The sequence below is a fragment of the Pelagibacterium lacus genome (assembly GCF_003345525.1).
Taxonomy (GTDB): Bacteria; Pseudomonadota; Alphaproteobacteria; order Rhizobiales; family Devosiaceae; genus Pelagibacterium; species Pelagibacterium lacus.
On the sequence record NZ_QQNH01000013.1, the window covers coordinates 23,597 to 38,283 of the forward strand.

The following is a 14,687-nucleotide window of genomic DNA, read 5'->3' on the forward strand; positions in this document are numbered from 1 at the left end:
GGAGAGGGTTATTCTGGCAGGGCGGTTAGGGCTCCTACCGATCCTTGCTCAATGCCGACAAATAGTCCTGACCTCCCGTGTATATGCCCATGATGACCACGGTGTTTTCGTCGATCAGATAGGCGATAGTCACACTACGCCCATAGGTAATCGTGCGGAGACCCGGCAGAACCTCGGACCGTGGCAAGCCGCGAGAGGGAAACCGGGAAAGCGAATGGCAAAAATCGGTCAGCCGGGTCAGATAGCGTTTCGCAACGACCGGGGATGCCTCCAACGTCAGATACCGGGAGAGCGCCCGCAATTGATGTCCCGCCTGCGCCGAAAAGACGATTTCGTGCGGCATCATTGCCCGCGCTTCACCGCATTTTCGTATTCCTCGGCAATCATCGCCCTGACCTGATCGACGGTCAAAACGCTGTCGGGATTGGCCTTGTATTCCTCATAGGCCGGGACGACCTCGTTGCGGAGCCAGGCTTCCACGGCCTTGTCGCGGGCGGCCAGGGTTCGCAGGCCGTCGCGGATGACTTCGCTTTCGCTGGCATATTCACCGGACGCCACCTTGTCCTTGACGAGTTGCGCCATCTCGTTGGGAAGGGTCACGCTCATCTGCCGGGTGGTTCGCATCTGCTGCTCCTGTCGATAGGATTAAATCCTATCATGGGACGGCAGCGGCGGCAAATGCCCCTCCCTACCCCGCGTCGGCGATGACCGCCACCGGCCAGGGGGTGTCCTTGACCGGCGCGGTGACCACGTAGGAATAGTAGCGCCGCACCCCGACGCGAGCGGCGAGCAGGCCGTCAATGAGGCGCTGATAGTCCTCGAGGTCGCGGGTGATCACCTTGAGCAGATAGTCGATGCCGCCCCCCACCGCCCAGCATTCGACGATGCGGTCGATCTCGCCGATGGCGGCCTCGAAGCGGGCGAAATCCTCGGCCTGATGGCTTTCGAGCTCGATCTGTACGAACACCACGGTGAGCGGCCCGAAGGCGCGCAGGGAAATGCGGGCCCCATAGCTTTCGATGATGCCGGCGTCTTCGAGGCGTTTCAGGCGCTCCCAGCAGGGCGTGGGGGTGAGATTGACGCGTTCGGCGAGCGTGGCCTTGGGTATCCGCCCCTCGCGCTGGAGGATCGACAGAATCTTGAGGTCCCGGTCATCGAGCTTGATCTGGCCCTGGCGAATGGCGCCACCCCCTTTTGCCCTGTGCCTGTGCATGAGGCGCAAGGTACAACCGCAAGGGGCTAAGCGTCCAGATTCAAACGCAAAAAAGTTTCAGCACCAAAGCCCCCACGGGAGAAGGCTCCGGCGGGGAAGGCAATTCCGTCCTGTTGCCCGCTCAGTTCCCTTCCAGCACCGCCTTGAGGAATTCGCGGGTACGCTCCTCCTTCGGGTTGGTGAAGAGGTCTTCGGGCTTGCCCTGTTCGAGCACCTTGCCGCGATCGAAAAAGCAGACGCGGTCGGAAATCTGGCGGGCGAAATTCATCTCATGGGTGACCAAGAGCATGGTGAGGTCGTGCTCCTCGGCCAGGCGCCGGATCACGTTGAGCACCTCGCCGACCAGTTCGGGATCGAGGGCCGAGGTGGGCTCGTCGAACAGCATGATCTTGGGGCGCATGGCCAGCGCGCGGGCAATGCCGACGCGCTGCTGCTGGCCGCCGGAGAGCTGGTGGGGATATTTGTCGGCGTGCTGGGTGAGCCCGACCATTTCAAGCAGTTCGTCGGCGCGCTGGCGCGCCTCGGCCTTGGGCATGCCCAGCACCTGGATAGGCGCTTCGGTGAGGTTGCGGCGCACGCTCATATGCGGGAACAGATTGAACTGCTGGAACACCATGCCCATCTTCTCGCGCATCTTGCGCAGATGGCGTTCGCTGGCCGGCCGCAATTGCCCGTCGGAGCCCTTTTCGTGCCACAGCGTGTCGCCATCGACATAGACCACGCCGCCGGAAATCGGCTCCAGCGTCATGAGGATGCGCAGGACGGTGGACTTGCCCGAGCCCGAGGGGCCGATAATGGTCACCTTCTCGCCGCGCTTCACCTCGAAATCGAGCTCGTCGATCACCGTAAAGCTGTCGAAGCGTTTGACCACCTTGTCGAATTTGATGATCGTATCGGCGTCGGTATCGGTCATTTCAGCGGAATTCCTCTCTTGGGCAGGGTCCGATCGAGCCAGCGCACGCCAGCCGCCGCGATAAGGGTGGTGATGAGGTAGATGCCGCCCACCATCGAGAGCGGAATGAGATAGTTGAAGGTGCGGTCGCCGATGATCTGGGCCACGCCCAGCAATTCGAGCACCGTCACCACCGAGAGCAGCGGCACGTCCTTCATGATGGAGACGAGGTAATTGCCCATGGCCGGGATGATGCGCGGAATGGCCTGGGGCACGATGATATGGGTGAAGGTGCGCGCCCCGGTGAGATTGAGGGCGCGGGCCGCCTCGTGCTGGCCGCGCGCCACCGCCTCGATGCCGGCGCGGTAGACCTCGGAGGTATAGGCGGAATATTGCAGGCCCAGGGCCAGCGCCCCGGTCATGAAGGCGGGCAGCACCAGCCCGTATTCGGGCAGCACGTAATAGAGGAAGAAGAGCTGGATCAAGAGCGGGGTGTCGCGCAGGAATTCGACGACGACCGCGGTGGGCCAGGCGATGATCTTGAGCGGGGCGGCCTTCAGCGCCGCCCAGACCAGGCCGAGGACGAGGGCGATGAAAAAGCCGACCACGGTGGCCTGCAGCGTCACCACCAGCCCGCGCAACAGGATGGGCAGGATGGAGATGGCGAAGGCGAGGTTGGACGAGGTGTCCCATGAAATCCCGAACAGCATGGTCTACCTCGCACCGGCGCGCCAGCGGCCCACGAACCGCTCGAGCACCTTCATCATGGCCGTCAGCACCAGCGCCAAGCCGAAATACATCAGCAGCGCCATGGTGTAGATGGTGGTGGAATCCTGGGTGAAATTGCGCAATTGCTCGGCCCGGAAGGCGAGGTCCGACAGGCTGATCAGGGAGACCAGCGCGGTGTCCTTCAAATTCTGGATGGCGAGGTTGCCGAAGGGCGGCATCATCTCGGGGATGGCCTGGGGCAGCGCGATGCGCCACAGCGTCTTGCGCGGGGTGAAATTGAGGGCGCGGGCCGCCTCGTACTGGTCGCGCGACACCGCCTCGATGGCGCCGCGCACCACTTCGGCGCCATAGGCCCCGATATTGAGCGAGAGGGCGAGCACGCCGGCCATCACCGGGTGGAGGCGCAGGTCGACCCCGATGGCCTGGCCGAGCACGGGCAGCGCGAAATAGAGCCAGAACAGTTGCACCAGCAGCGAAGTGCCGCGAAACACCTCGATATAGGTGACAGCGACGGCCTTGATCAGCGGGTTGTGCGCCGTCTTGCCGATGCCGGCCGCGAACGCGAGCAGCGCGCCGAGCACGGTGGAATATAGCGTGAGCTCTATTGTGACCCAGGCCCCCTGCATGAGGGGATTGAGATAGGCCGTCCAATCCATGAGGTCGGTCTCGATCGGGCTTGGAAAAGGGCGAAGCGGGAGCCGAAGCCGGCGGGCCGCAACAGCCCGCCGGCCAGTCTCTAGGCGGTTGTGGCGGTCACTCGGGCGCCGCGCACAGATCCGCGGTGGTCATGTCGAAGGACCGCGAGGTGTCGGCATCGGTAAAGCCGTAGCCGGACACCGAGGCGAGCCATTCGTCGGTCTGCTTGTATTCGGCCAGCACCTCGTTGACCGCGTCGCGCAGCTCCTCATTGTTCTGGGCGAAGACGAAGCCGCCCCAGGAGCGCTGCTCGACCCCGTCGATCACCGGATCGGAGAAGCCCTCGGCCACCTCCACCTGATTGCTCTGGCCGGCCAGCTCGCTGGCGGTGAGACCGGTGGCGGCATAGGCGTCGGCGCGGCCGGTCGAAACGGTCGAGATGGCGTCGGCGTTCGAGGAGATGGTGACCAATTGGCCTTCATCGACCCCCAGGGCCTGGAACATGTCGAGCTGGTTGGCGCCGGCCATGATGGCGACGGTCAGGCTCGAATCCTCGGCGAACTGCTCGTAGGAGAACACCCCCTTGGGATTGCCGGAGGGGACCAGAAGCCCCTCGCCATAGGAGGTGTTGGGCTCGGAATAGATCACCGTGGCGCAGCGGGTAGGGATGATGGCCATTTCGGCGGCCACCATGTCGAAACGGTCGGCCTGGAGGCCCGGGATCAGCGAGGAGAAATCGGTGGTGACCCACTCGATATTGTCGATGCCGAGCTGCTCGACGATGTGCTTGGCGACGTCCGGGCCGGCGCCCAGGGTCTCCCCGCTCACCGGGTCGACATAGCCATAGGGGATTTCGTTGGCGACGGCGATGCGGATGGTGCCGCTCTGCTGGATTTCCGAAAGGCTCGCAGCCTGGGCAGCGCCGGCAAGGCCGAGCGCGGCGGCACCGGCGAGAAGCACGGCCCGGAGCGGTCGGGAAGTTGAGTTGCGCATAACGTCTCCTGTCCTTTGAATGGATCTCTGTCTAAATTCTCAAGCCGACAGATGAGCCGGGGTCGTTGCCCAGATCACCCGAAGACGGGCGGCTTCCAATTCACGCCTCCTGCGAGAACAAAGGCCCTCCCATCACTGCCGAACGCACGCGTTGGCAGAAGCCAATGTTTAAACACCGGTCAAGGTTGCCAACTTCTTGCCACAAGTCGAGGGACGATCCGTCTTTATGGGGAGAGGAGAGCAGCAAGACCATCTGCAAACCCGCCTGCAATTGGAAGGACCGCCCCTCATGCGCGGAGGCATAGTCGAGCCAGCACAATGCCGGAGAAGCCCGAAAGCGGCGCATAGAGCCGGCAGCGACATGAAGGGTGGATTTGCCGTCGTGAGGGGGAGCCGGAGATGGCCAGCGCCGTGACCATGAGAGACGTTCTGGCCGCCCGCCAGCGCCTCGCTGCCCATATCCGGCGCACGCCCCTCGCCGAGAGCCCGAGCCTCACGCAGCGCTCCGGGCATCCGATCCTGCTCAAATGCGAACATCACCAGACAACCGGCAGCTTCAAGCTGCGCGGGGCGACCAATGCGGTGCTGGCCCTTGGCCCGGACGCGCGGGCGCGGGGCGTCGTCGCGGCCTCGACCGGCAATCACGGCCGCGCGCTGGCCCAGGCGGCCCGCGCCGCGGGAACGCGGGCGGTCGTCTGCATGTCGGCGCTGGTGCCGGCCAACAAGGTCGAGGCCATCGCGGCGCTGGGGGCCGAAACGCGCATCGTGGGGCGCAGCCAGGACGATGCGCAGCTCGAGGTCGACCGGCTGGCGGCGGAGGATGGGCTCGTCGACATCCCGCCCTTCGACCGGCGCGAGGTGATCGCCGGACAGGGCACGCTGGGGCTGGAGATCATCGAGGAAGCGCCCGAGCTCGAGGCGGTGCTTGTGCCGCTTTCGGGCGGCGGGCTGATCGCCGGGGTAGCGCTGGCCGTCAAGACGTTGTCGCCCCAGACCCGGATCGTCGGGGTCTCCATGGAGCGCGGCGCGGCGATGATCGCCTGCCTCGCCGCCGGACGGCCGGTGGAGGTGACCGAGCTCGAAACGCTGGCGGATTCGCTGGGCGGCGGGATCGGGCTTGCCAACCGCCACACCTTCTCCATGGTGCGCGACCTGGTCGACGAGACCATCACCCTCAGCGAGCGCGAGATCGCGGCGGGGATCGTCCATGCCTATGGCGCGGAACGCGAGGTGATCGAGGGCGCGGCGGCGGTGGGGATCGGGGCTATACTGGCGGGAAAATTCATTCCCAAGGGCCTAACGGCGCTGGTGCTTTCGGGCCGCAATATCGACATGGCGGTGCATGCGGCGATCATCGCCGGCACCCATGTCCCGGCCGGGGAGACGGCATGATGACCGAGGTGCAGATTCTGACCGAAAGCCAGTTGCGCACCCTCGTGCCGCTGGACCTTGCGGCCATCGACTGCGTCGAGGACGCGTTTCGGGCGCTGGCGGGAGGCAAGGTGGTGATGCCGCCGATCCTGCGGCTCGACATCGCCGAGGCCAATGGCGAGGTGGACGTCAAGACCGCCTATGTCCCCGGGCTCGCGAGCTTCGCCATCAAGGTCAGCCCCGGGTTTTTCGACAATCCCAAGATCGGCCTACCCTCGACCAACGGGCTGATGGTGGTGCTGAGCGCGCGGACCGGGCTGCTCGAAGCGCTGCTGCTCGACAATGGCTATCTCACCGATGTGCGCACCGCCGCCGCCGGCGCCGTCGCCGCCCGGCACCTGGCCCGCAAGGATGCAACGACCGCCGCCATCATCGGGGCGGGCATGCAGGCGCGGCTGCAACTGGAAGCGCTGTTGGCCGTGCGAAAAATCACCTCGGTGCGCATCTGGGCGCGCGACCGGGCCAAGGCCGAGGATTTCGCCCGCCACGCCACCCAGAAACTCAAGCTGGCGGCGCTGGTTTCGGGCAGCGCGGAGGGGGCGGTGCGGGGGGCCGACATCATCGTCACCACCACCCCTTCCACCGCGCCGCTGGTGCTCAGCGAATGGCTGACGCCGGGCCAGCACCTCACCGCCATGGGATCGGATGCTGAGCACAAGAACGAGATCGACCCGGCGCTGGTCGCACGCGCCGAGCTCTATGTGGCCGACAGCCTCGCCCAGACGCGGCGGTTGGGGGAATTGCACCATGCGATCGCCGCCGGGCTGGTGGCGCCGGAACAGAGCTTCGTCGAGCTGGGCGCCATCGTCGCCGGCACGGTGCCCGGCCGGCAGACCGAAACCGACATCACCTTCGCCGACCTCACCGGGACCGGCGTGCAGGATACCGCCATCGCCACCCTCGCCCGCCAGCGGGCCGAGGCGGCCGGGGCCGGAACGAGGATTTCGACCTGATCCCAGGTCCTTTTGGAGCGCGAGCAAGCACCATGGTCAATACCCGCCTGCCCTTCACCCTGCCCGAATATCACCAGCGGCTGGAAGCGGTCCGCCGGTCGATGCAGACGCAGGGCATCGACATCCTGATCGTCACCAACCCCTCCAACATGCACTGGATCACCGGCTATGACGGCTGGAGCTTCTATGTGCACCAGGCGGTGATCGTCTCGCTCACCGACGAGCCGGTGTGGTGGGGCCGCCCCATGGACGCGGTGGGGGCGGAGAAGACCACCTGGCTGGCCGGGGATTCAATCTATTCCTATCCCGACGATTTCGTGCAGAACCCGGAAAAGCACGCCTATGTGCATCTGTGCGGGGTGCTCAAGGACAAGGGCTGGGACCAGCGACGCATCGGCGTCGAGATGGACAATTACTATTTCACCGCCGCGTGCCTCGAAACGCTCAGGGCGGAAATCGCCGGCGTCGCGGTGGTGGACGCCACCTCGGTGGTCACCTGGCAGCGCTCGGTCAAATCCGAGGCCGAGATCGAATATATGCGGCGGGCGGCGCGCATCGTCGAGGCCACCCATGCGCGCATCCGCGAGGTGACGCGCCCCGGGCTGCGCAAGAACGAGCTGGTGGCCGAGATCTACCACGCGGCGCTGATGGGGGCCGACGGCTATGGCGGGGACTATTCGGCCATCGTGCCCTTGACCCCATCGGGGCGCGACGCGGCGGCGGCCCATCTCACCTGGGACGACCGCGAGCTGGTCAAGGGCGAGGGCACGTTCTTCGAGATCGCCGGATGCTACAAGCGCTATCACTGCCCCTCCTCGCGCACGGTGTTTCTCGGCACGCCGCCCAAGGAGATGCTCAACGCCCAGGACGCGGTGCTCGAAGGGCTGGAGGCCGGGATGGCGGTGGCGCGGCCGGGCAATACCTGCGGGGAGATCGCCGAAGCGTTTTTCGGCGTGCTGCGCAAATATGGGGTCGAGAAGACCTCGCGGGCCGGTTATTCGGTGGGGCTCTCCTATCCCCCCGACTGGGGCGAGCACACCATGAGCATCCGCCCCGGCGACCGCTCGGTGCTGCGCGCCAACATGGTGTTCCACTTCATGCCGGCCATCTGGACGCCGGAATGGGGGCTGGAGATCACCGAGACCATGCGGATCACCGACGAGGGTGGGCCCGAATGCCTCGCCAACGTGCCGCGGGAATTGTGTGTGAAGGAATAAGGGGTGCTGGGGGGCGGGGCCGGTGCTGTGGCCAACTCCGGCGCGGCGCCCCCCTCATCCGTCTCGGACCTCGCGGTCCGATCCACCTTCTCCCACCAGGGCAGAAGGGAAGCCCAGGGAGATGACAATTGGCGCACAGACTGCTTGGCGAGACGCTGGAAATCCTCGCGGACCTGATCGGCTTTGCCTCGGTCTCGTCCGAGAGCAATCTCGAGATGATCGCCTATATCAACCATCGGCTGGACAGAATCCGCGCCCGCACCACCCTCACCCTCAACGAGACGGGCAACAAGGCCAATCTGTTCGCCACCCTCGGCCCTCCGGACGCCGATGGAGGGATCATCCTGTCGGGGCATACCGATGTGGTGCCGGTGGAGGGGCAGGACTGGAGCTCGGACCCGTTCACCGCCACGCTGCGCAACCGGCGCATCTATGGGCGCGGGGCATGCGACATGAAGGGCTTCATCGCCGCGACGCTGGCCTTCGCCCCCTATTTCCAGGAACTGGGGCTCAGGCGGCCCATCCATCTGGCCTTTTCCTATGACGAGGAGGTGGGGTGCCTGGGCGCGCAGGTGATGCTCAAGGACCTCAAGGCGGCCGGACGCAAGCCGGCCCTGTGCATCGTGGGCGAGCCGACGCTGATGAAGATCATCGAGGGCAATAAGGGCTGCTGCGAATACACCACCCATTTCCACGGGCTGGAGGGGCATGGCTCGATGCCCGACCGGGGGGTGAACGCGGTGGAATACGCGGTGCACTACGTGACGCGGCTGCTCGAACTGGGCGAGCAATTGCGCGGCCGGGCGCCGGAGGGCAGCCGGTTCGACCCGCCCTGGTCGACCATCCAGATCGGCAGGATGGCAGGGGGAATCGCCCGCAACATCATCGCCGGCTCCTGCGCGGTGGAATGGGAATTGCGCCCGGTGAACGCCGCCGATTTCACTTTCACCCAGGAGCAGATCGCCGATTATGTGGAGACAGTGCTGCTGCCAAGGATGCAGAATGTCTATCCCGACGCCACGATCATCACCGAGACCATCGGCGAGGTGGCCGGGCTGGAGCCCATGTCGCGTTCCGAGGCGGTGGAGCTGGTGCGGGCGCTGACCGGCAATGACGAGCCGGCCGAATGCGTGGCATTTTCCACCGAGGCCGGGCTGTTCCAGGAGATGGGCATCGACACCGTGGTGTGCGGGCCCGGCTCGATCGAACAGGCGCACAAGCCCGATGAATTCGTGGAGCTCGACCAGCTCAGCGCGTGCCTGGAGATGATCGAGGGGCTGGAGCGGGAGCGGTAGGGGGATGGAGGCGGCGGGTGTGTCTGCCGCAGCTCAGCGCCCCCCTCATCCGTCTCGCCCTGCGGGCGATCCACCTTCTCCCACCAGGGGAGAAGGAAGAAGGGGTCAGCGGAAGGCGGGGATGACGTCGCGGCCGTAGCGGGCGATGATCTCCTCTTCGTCGCCGCTGTCGAGATAGATGTTGAACTGGGTGACGCCCGCCGCCGCAAGCTCATGAATCTTGCGGATATGGTCCTCGGGCTCGCCCAAAACGCAGAAGCTCTCGACAATGTCGTCGGTGATGAAATCGAGATAGGGATTGTCGGACTGGCCGTGCTTGGAATAGTCGTAGCCGCGCCGGGCCTCGATATAGGAGGTGAGGCTGGCGGGGACCTTGTCGGAGTCGGCGCCGTATCTCTCGACGATGTCGGCCACGTGATTGCCCACCATGGCCGGGAACCAGCGGGTGGCGGCGATGGCCCGCTGGCGGTCGCCGAAATAGGCCGGGGCGGCGGCCATGGAGCGGTAGCCCCCCATGTCGCGGCCGGCGGCGCGGCCCGCCGCGATGCACTGGTCGGTGAACCATTTGCACAGGCCCGGATCGGCGATCTGCAGCACCACCCCATCGGCGTGCTCGCCCGCCGTCTTGAGCGCCAGGGGGCCGTAGGCGGCCATCCAGGCGGGCATCTCATGGCCCGAGGCCCAGGGGAACTGCACCGGATTGGGCACGTCGCCATAGACCACCTCCTCGCCGCGCACCATGGCGCGGGTCTTGGCGATGAATTCGGCGACGCGCTTCAAGGGGGCCGGCTTGTGGCCCATGACCCGGCGTGAGGAATCGCCCCGGCCCACGGCGAGATCGAAGCGCCCGCCGCTCTGCTCGGCGAGCGAGCCGAACAGCGAGGCGGCCACCGACCAGTCGCGCACGTCCGGATTGGTGACCAGGGGGCCGAAGCGCATGGCGCGGGTGACCTCCATGCCCATGGCCATCACCGGATAGGGATCGCGCCACAGGATGTGGGAATCATAGAACCAGCAATAGGTAAAACCGGCATATTCGGCGGCCTGGATGAGATACCGCGCCCGGTCATGCGCGACAAAGCCCTTGAAGGTGATCCCGAATTCCATATGCTTCCCCTACCCTTTTCTCCGCCCCGGCGCGCGGATTTTGACCAGATGATCAAATTATTGCCGGTCCTGCAAGAAACTTTTGCGGGCCATAGGCGATGACCGGGCGACCGGTCGCCGGATCGGCGAGAATGCTGGCGGCGACCCCATAGACCTCGGCGAGAAAGCCCGGTTCGATCACCGCCTCCGGCGCGCCCTCGGCCACCACCCGGCCGCGATGCAGCGCGATGACGTGATCGAACCAGGCGGCGGTGAGGTTGAGATCGTGCATGGTGACCAGAAGGGTCAGCCCGGCATCGGCGAGGCCGCGCAGGATCTCCATTACCGCCATTTGGGCGGCGAGATCGAGATGGTTGGTGGGCTCGTCGAGGAGGATGAGCCGGGGCTGCTGGGCCAGCGCGCGGGCGATATGCACCCGCTGCTGCTCGCCGCCCGACAGCGTCGCCAGCCGCCGGGTGGCGAAAGCGGCGAGCCCGGTGCGGGCCAGCGCGGCGGCGACCACCGCCTCGTCCTCGGCCTGCGTATCGGCGGACCACAGGCCCTGATGCGGCAGGCGGCCCAGCATCACCGCGTCATGGACGTCGATGGGCTGCTCGGTGGCGCTCGATTGCTCGACCAGGGCGGCGATGCGGGCCCGCTCGCGCCGCGGCAGGGCGTGGAAATCGGAGCCTTCGAACTCCACATGCGCGTGGGCGGCGGGCTCGAGCCCCAGGATGACCCGCAACAGGGTGGATTTGCCCGCCCCGTTGGGGCCGATCAGCGCGTTGAGCCGGCCGGGGCGCAGGGCGATCGACACATCATCGAGAATGGGCCGGCGGTCGAGGACGAGGCGGGCCTGCTGCACACAAAGGCTCATGTGGACCGCCGATTGGCAAGGAGGATGAGGAAGAAGGCCGGGGCGCCGAACAGCGCCGTGACGATGCCGACCGGCAATTCGCGCGGGTCGAACAGGGTGCGGGCCGCCGTATCGGCCCAGACCATGAAGACGGCCCCGGCCAGGGCAGCGAGCGGCAGGAGGTGCCGGTGGCGTCCCCCCACCATCAGCCGCACCGCGTGGGGGAGGATGAGCCCGACAAAGCCGATGGCACCGGAGACGGCGACGAGGAGGCCGGTGAGCAGCGCCGTCGCCCCCAGCATCAGCCAGCGGGTGCGGCCCACATCGATGCCCAGCGCCCCGGCGGCGGCATCGCCGAAGACGAAGCCGTCGAGAACGCGGCCGGCCATGATGAGCGGCCCGCCAATGACGGCGAGGGCGGCCAGCACCAGCCCGGCATCGCCCCAGCGCGCCCCGGCCAGCGAGCCCATGAGCCAGGCGAGGATTTCGCGATAGGAATCCCCGGTCGCGGTGGAAAAGATGAGGAAGGAGGTGAGCGCGGAGGCCAGCGCCGAGACGGCGAGGCCGGCGAGGATGGCGCGCGCGGCGGTGATGGCCCCGAGCGCCCGCGCCAGCCCCAGGGTGAGCGCCATGGCGGCGAGCGCCCCGAGAAAGGCACCGAGCGGCAGCAGGAGGGTGGCGCCGGCCAGCAGCATGGCCACCGCGCCCACCGAGGCTCCAGAGGAGAGGCCGAGCAGATAGGGATCGGCCAGGGGATTGCGGGTCAGGGCCTGCATGGTGGCGCCGCAAATGGCCAGCCCCGCCCCGACGGCGGCGGCGGCGAGGACGCGCGGCAGGCGCAATTCCCACACGATCCCCTCGCGCAGGCGCGAGACCGGGCTGTCGGCGATAAGCCCGAGCTTGTGGGCGATCACCGCCCACACCTCCCCCGGCCCGATGGCGGCGGGGCCGATGGTCACCGCCACGACGAGCGAGGCGGCCAGCGCCAGCATGAGCCCCAGCATCCAGATGCGGAATTTGAGGCGGCGCAGGGCCGTGAGGGTGAGCGCCGACGCTTTTCCCGCCGCGGCGACCATGGCTCAGTTCCCCAAGGCCGCGAGCTGATCGGCGAGATCGCGCGTGGCCGGCACCGAGCGGATGCCCGGCTCGGCGGCGGGAAACGGGATGGTGAGATAGCGCTCGGCCCGGACGGCGGAGAGATTGGCGGTGGCCGGGTTGTCGTTCAAAAGCGCGATCTTCTGCTGGCGGGAGTTCCACAGGGCATCGACGAGGATGATGACGCCGGGATCGGCATCGACCACCGCCTCCCAGCTGGCCGAGGCCCAGGTGTCGGGGAGGTCGGCGAAGATATTGGCGATGCCCAGCGCCTCCATGGTCATTTGCGGGCCGCCGAGGCCGGCCCCGACATAGGGGGTGGCGGTGGCCGAGGAATACCACAGGCCAGTCACCCCCGAGACGGGCTTGATGGCTTCGAGGATGGTGCGCTGCTCGGCGACCAGCGCGGTGGCGCGGTCCTCGACATCAAAGATCAGGCCCATTTCGAGGATCTGGTCGAACACGTCCTCGAAGTCCAGCTTGCCGGGGGTCTGCGAGCGGCAGGCGGTGGGGGCGACATAGGTGGCGACGCCGAGGGCGGCGAGGCTGTCGCGGGTGCCCGCCGCATCGGCGGCAAAGCTCGATTCCCAGCCGCCATAGACGAAATCGGGCTCGGCCTCGAGCACCACTTCCTGGCTGGGAACGCGGTCGGCGAGCACCGGGAGGGGGGCGGCGGGGGCCCATTGCTCGGGGACCGGGCCATCCTGGAAGCCGACCCCGACGATGCGGTCCCCCAGCCCGAGGGCGAGCAGCATTTCGGTGGCGGTGGACTTGATGGTGACCACCCGTTGGGGGGGCGCGGCAAAGGTGACGCTGGTGCCGCAGTTTTCGATGGTGAGGGGGTAGTCGGTGGCCGCGGCGGGAGTGGCGAGGGGGAGGGCGAAAGCGGCGAGGACGAAAGCGGCGGCGGTGCGCCTGGCCAGCGCTGCGCCCCCCTCATCCGTCTCGGACCTTCCGGTCCGATCCACCTTCTCCCACCAGGGGAGAAGGGGTTCGTGTGGCGGCGGCGGGATTTCCTTCTCCCCTGGTGGGAGAACGGAAGGTGCCTGGCGGGCGTGCGGGACCCGGTCACTGGCGCTTGTGGTTCGAGCCAGCGCTGCGCCCCCCTCATCCGTCTCGGACCTGCCGGTCCGATCCACCTTCTCCCACCAGGGGAGAAGGAGTTCCTGTGGCAGCGGCGGGCTTTCCTTCTCCCCTGGTGGGAGAAGGTGCCCCGAAGGGGCGGATGAGGGGGGCGCTGAGCTGGTGTGGGACAACGGGGCTGGCGAAAGTGTCCCCGGCCCCACCCCACCCTTGATCCCTCCCCCTCGAGGGGAGGGAAAAGCTGGGCAGGCGGGGGTGAAATTGGCAAAGGCGGTGGGGTGGTGGCGATCGGTCATTTCACTTTTTCCTTCCGCTCGGCCAGTTCTCGCAGGGCGGCGGCGTAGCCCTGGCGCCAGGACTCGGTGGAGCCGAAGCGGAACATGTCGTCGTCGCCGAGACGGGCAAGGGTGCGGGCGCCGGGGGCGTCGAGATCGGCGACGAGGCGCGAAAGGCCCCGGGCAATGGCCACCGGCACACGGGACGCCTTGCCCTTGACCAGATCGGCGGCGGCGGCCAGTTCGTCGGCCACCACGGTGACCGTAACGTTGAGCGGGCGGCCATTGGCATCGACACCGCCGCGCAGATCGTCGACCAGTTGCAGCCCGGCGGCGCCGATCGCCGCGTCGGTCTGGCCCACCCGCCAGGGGCGCCCCAGCGTATCGGTGATGATCACCCCGACGCGCCGGCCCCAGCGCCGGCGCAGGGCGGCGCACAGGGCGCGGGCCGAGGCATCGGGATCGCGCGGCAGGCGCAGGGCCTGCCCGTCGGGCACGTTGGAGGTGTCGAGGCCGGCGGCGGCCATCACGAGGCCCTGCCGCGTCTCGACGATGCGGGTGACCCCGCCCGCATGGGCGCGCTCGGCGACGATGCGCACCGTATCCTCCTCGATGGCCAGATCGCGCGCTGCGAGGGGCACCTGCATGCCCTCGGCCTTGGAGACGATCTTGGAGGTGACGATGACGATATCGCCGTCGGCCAGCGCGGTGTCCGGGTCTTCCGCCGCCATGGCGGCGATGGCGTGCGAGAGGATGGCCTCCAGATCGTCGCCGGCAACGATTTCGGGGATGCCCCCGATGCCCCACAGAACCAGCCGTTCAGCCATAGATCGCCAATCCCCATCTCCCCCGGGGCCAGGCCCCCTCTGCGGTAGTCTTACGACTTTTTGACCCTTTGGTAAAATCTTTCATGGCTGCACAGGGCGTGCGAAT

At 67.1% G+C, this 14,687-nt stretch carries 16 protein-coding genes; 4 read left to right on the forward strand and 12 right to left on the reverse strand.

The window, feature by feature from the left end:
- Positions 1 to 34 precede the first annotated feature (34 nt).
- The 7 genes from DVH29_RS10235 to ehuB form a co-directional block, all read right to left on the reverse strand.
- A complete protein-coding gene (locus DVH29_RS10235; protein WP_114646080.1) occupies positions 35 to 346 on the reverse strand; it encodes a type II toxin-antitoxin system RelE/ParE family toxin in 312 nt (103 codons plus the stop codon).
- Positions 343 to 624 carry a type II toxin-antitoxin system ParD family antitoxin gene (locus DVH29_RS10240; RefSeq protein ID WP_114646081.1) on the reverse strand — a complete coding sequence of 94 codons (282 nt, stop codon included), beginning with the start codon at positions 622 to 624 and terminating at the stop codon, positions 343 to 345. Before DVH29_RS10240 ends, DVH29_RS10235 begins: the two co-directional genes overlap by 4 nt.
- A 64-nt stretch (positions 625 to 688) precedes the next feature.
- Positions 689 to 1,213 carry an Lrp/AsnC family transcriptional regulator gene (locus DVH29_RS10245; protein WP_114646125.1) on the reverse strand — a complete coding sequence of 175 codons (525 nt, stop codon included), beginning with the start codon at positions 1,211 to 1,213 and terminating at the stop codon, positions 689 to 691.
- Between the two features lie 121 nt (positions 1,214 to 1,334).
- Positions 1,335 to 2,126, reverse strand: coding sequence for an ectoine/hydroxyectoine ABC transporter ATP-binding protein EhuA (ehuA, locus tag DVH29_RS10250; protein WP_114646082.1), 792 nt, complete (start codon positions 2,124 to 2,126; stop codon positions 1,335 to 1,337).
- Positions 2,123 to 2,815: an ectoine/hydroxyectoine ABC transporter permease subunit EhuD gene (gene ehuD / locus DVH29_RS10255; RefSeq protein ID WP_114646083.1), complete on the reverse strand. Its 693-nt coding sequence runs from the start codon at positions 2,813 to 2,815 to the stop codon at positions 2,123 to 2,125. The genes ehuA and ehuD overlap by 4 nt, the downstream gene beginning before the upstream one ends.
- A gap of 3 nt (positions 2,816 to 2,818) precedes the next feature.
- Positions 2,819 to 3,490 (reverse strand): ectoine/hydroxyectoine ABC transporter permease subunit EhuC, encoded by a 672-nt coding sequence (gene ehuC / locus DVH29_RS10260; protein WP_114646084.1) that lies wholly within the window; start codon positions 3,488 to 3,490, stop codon positions 2,819 to 2,821.
- A 97-nt stretch (positions 3,491 to 3,587) separates the two neighbouring features.
- Complete coding sequence (gene ehuB, locus DVH29_RS10265) at positions 3,588 to 4,463, reverse strand: ectoine/hydroxyectoine ABC transporter substrate-binding protein EhuB (RefSeq protein ID WP_114646085.1); 876 nt, start codon at positions 4,461 to 4,463, stop codon at positions 3,588 to 3,590.
- Positions 4,464 to 4,862: 399 nt separating this feature from the next.
- Between ehuB and eutB the strand changes: the two genes are divergently transcribed.
- From eutB to argE, 4 genes are all read left to right on the forward strand, one after another.
- Positions 4,863 to 5,855, forward strand: coding sequence for a hydroxyectoine utilization dehydratase EutB (gene eutB / locus DVH29_RS10270; RefSeq protein ID WP_114646086.1), 993 nt, complete (start codon positions 4,863 to 4,865; stop codon positions 5,853 to 5,855).
- Positions 5,855 to 6,847 (forward strand): ectoine utilization protein EutC, encoded by a 993-nt coding sequence (eutC, locus tag DVH29_RS10275; RefSeq protein WP_114646126.1) that lies wholly within the window; start codon positions 5,855 to 5,857, stop codon positions 6,845 to 6,847. Before eutB ends, eutC begins: the two co-directional genes overlap by 1 nt.
- Positions 6,848 to 6,879: 32 nt before the next feature.
- The gene (locus DVH29_RS10280; RefSeq protein WP_114646087.1) at positions 6,880 to 8,064 is read left to right on the forward strand and encodes a M24 family metallopeptidase; all 1,185 of its coding nucleotides are present in this window, start codon (positions 6,880 to 6,882) and stop codon (positions 8,062 to 8,064) included.
- 128 nt (positions 8,065 to 8,192) lie between these two features.
- On the forward strand, positions 8,193 to 9,359 hold the full coding sequence (argE, locus tag DVH29_RS10285; RefSeq protein ID WP_114646088.1) for an acetylornithine deacetylase: 1,167 nt from the start codon (positions 8,193 to 8,195) through the stop codon (positions 9,357 to 9,359).
- Positions 9,360 to 9,464: 105 nt separating this feature from the next.
- Here the strand turns inward: argE and DVH29_RS10290 are convergent, their stop codons facing one another.
- The 5 genes from DVH29_RS10290 to cofE form a co-directional block, all read right to left on the reverse strand.
- Positions 9,465 to 10,466 (reverse strand): TIGR03842 family LLM class F420-dependent oxidoreductase, encoded by a 1,002-nt coding sequence (locus DVH29_RS10290; RefSeq protein WP_114646089.1) that lies wholly within the window; start codon positions 10,464 to 10,466, stop codon positions 9,465 to 9,467.
- A gap of 52 nt (positions 10,467 to 10,518) precedes the next feature.
- Positions 10,519 to 11,322: an ABC transporter ATP-binding protein gene (locus tag DVH29_RS10295; protein WP_114646090.1), complete on the reverse strand. Its 804-nt coding sequence runs from the start codon at positions 11,320 to 11,322 to the stop codon at positions 10,519 to 10,521.
- Positions 11,319 to 12,377: a putative F420-0 ABC transporter permease subunit gene (locus DVH29_RS10300; RefSeq protein WP_114646091.1), complete on the reverse strand. Its 1,059-nt coding sequence runs from the start codon at positions 12,375 to 12,377 to the stop codon at positions 11,319 to 11,321. Before DVH29_RS10300 ends, DVH29_RS10295 begins: the two co-directional genes overlap by 4 nt.
- A gap of 3 nt (positions 12,378 to 12,380) precedes the next feature.
- The gene (locus DVH29_RS10305; RefSeq protein WP_245944949.1) at positions 12,381 to 13,364 is read right to left on the reverse strand and encodes a putative F420-0 ABC transporter substrate-binding protein; all 984 of its coding nucleotides are present in this window, start codon (positions 13,362 to 13,364) and stop codon (positions 12,381 to 12,383) included.
- Positions 13,365 to 13,771: 407 nt separating this feature from the next.
- Complete coding sequence (gene cofE / locus DVH29_RS10310; RefSeq protein WP_114646092.1) at positions 13,772 to 14,581, reverse strand: coenzyme F420-0:L-glutamate ligase; 810 nt, start codon at positions 14,579 to 14,581, stop codon at positions 13,772 to 13,774.
- Between the last annotated feature and the right edge of the window lie 106 nt (positions 14,582 to 14,687).

Coding starts and splice junctions, on each gene's coding strand:
- DVH29_RS10235 (WP_114646080.1), bottom strand. CDS start 346: ATGATGCCGCACGAAATCGTCTTTTCGGCGCAGGCGGGACATCAATTG.
- DVH29_RS10240 (WP_114646081.1), bottom strand. CDS start 624: ATGCGAACCACCCGGCAGATGAGCGTGACCCTTCCCAACGAGATGGCG.
- DVH29_RS10245 (WP_114646125.1), bottom strand. CDS start 1,213: ATGCACAGGCACAGGGCAAAAGGGGGTGGCGCCATTCGCCAGGGCCAG.
- ehuA (WP_114646082.1), bottom strand. CDS start 2,126: ATGACCGATACCGACGCCGATACGATCATCAAATTCGACAAGGTGGTC.
- ehuD (WP_114646083.1), bottom strand. CDS start 2,815: ATGCTGTTCGGGATTTCATGGGACACCTCGTCCAACCTCGCCTTCGCC.
- ehuC (WP_114646084.1), bottom strand. CDS start 3,490: ATGGATTGGACGGCCTATCTCAATCCCCTCATGCAGGGGGCCTGGGTC.
- ehuB (WP_114646085.1), bottom strand. CDS start 4,463: ATGCGCAACTCAACTTCCCGACCGCTCCGGGCCGTGCTTCTCGCCGGT.
- eutB (WP_114646086.1), top strand. CDS start 4,863: ATGGCCAGCGCCGTGACCATGAGAGACGTTCTGGCCGCCCGCCAGCGC.
- eutC (WP_114646126.1), top strand. CDS start 5,855: ATGACCGAGGTGCAGATTCTGACCGAAAGCCAGTTGCGCACCCTCGTG.
- DVH29_RS10280 (WP_114646087.1), top strand. CDS start 6,880: ATGGTCAATACCCGCCTGCCCTTCACCCTGCCCGAATATCACCAGCGG.
- DVH29_RS10290 (WP_114646089.1), bottom strand. CDS start 10,466: ATGGAATTCGGGATCACCTTCAAGGGCTTTGTCGCGCATGACCGGGCG.
- DVH29_RS10295 (WP_114646090.1), bottom strand. CDS start 11,322: ATGAGCCTTTGTGTGCAGCAGGCCCGCCTCGTCCTCGACCGCCGGCCC.
- DVH29_RS10300 (WP_114646091.1), bottom strand. CDS start 12,377: ATGGTCGCCGCGGCGGGAAAAGCGTCGGCGCTCACCCTCACGGCCCTG.
- cofE (WP_114646092.1), bottom strand. CDS start 14,581: ATGGCTGAACGGCTGGTTCTGTGGGGCATCGGGGGCATCCCCGAAATC.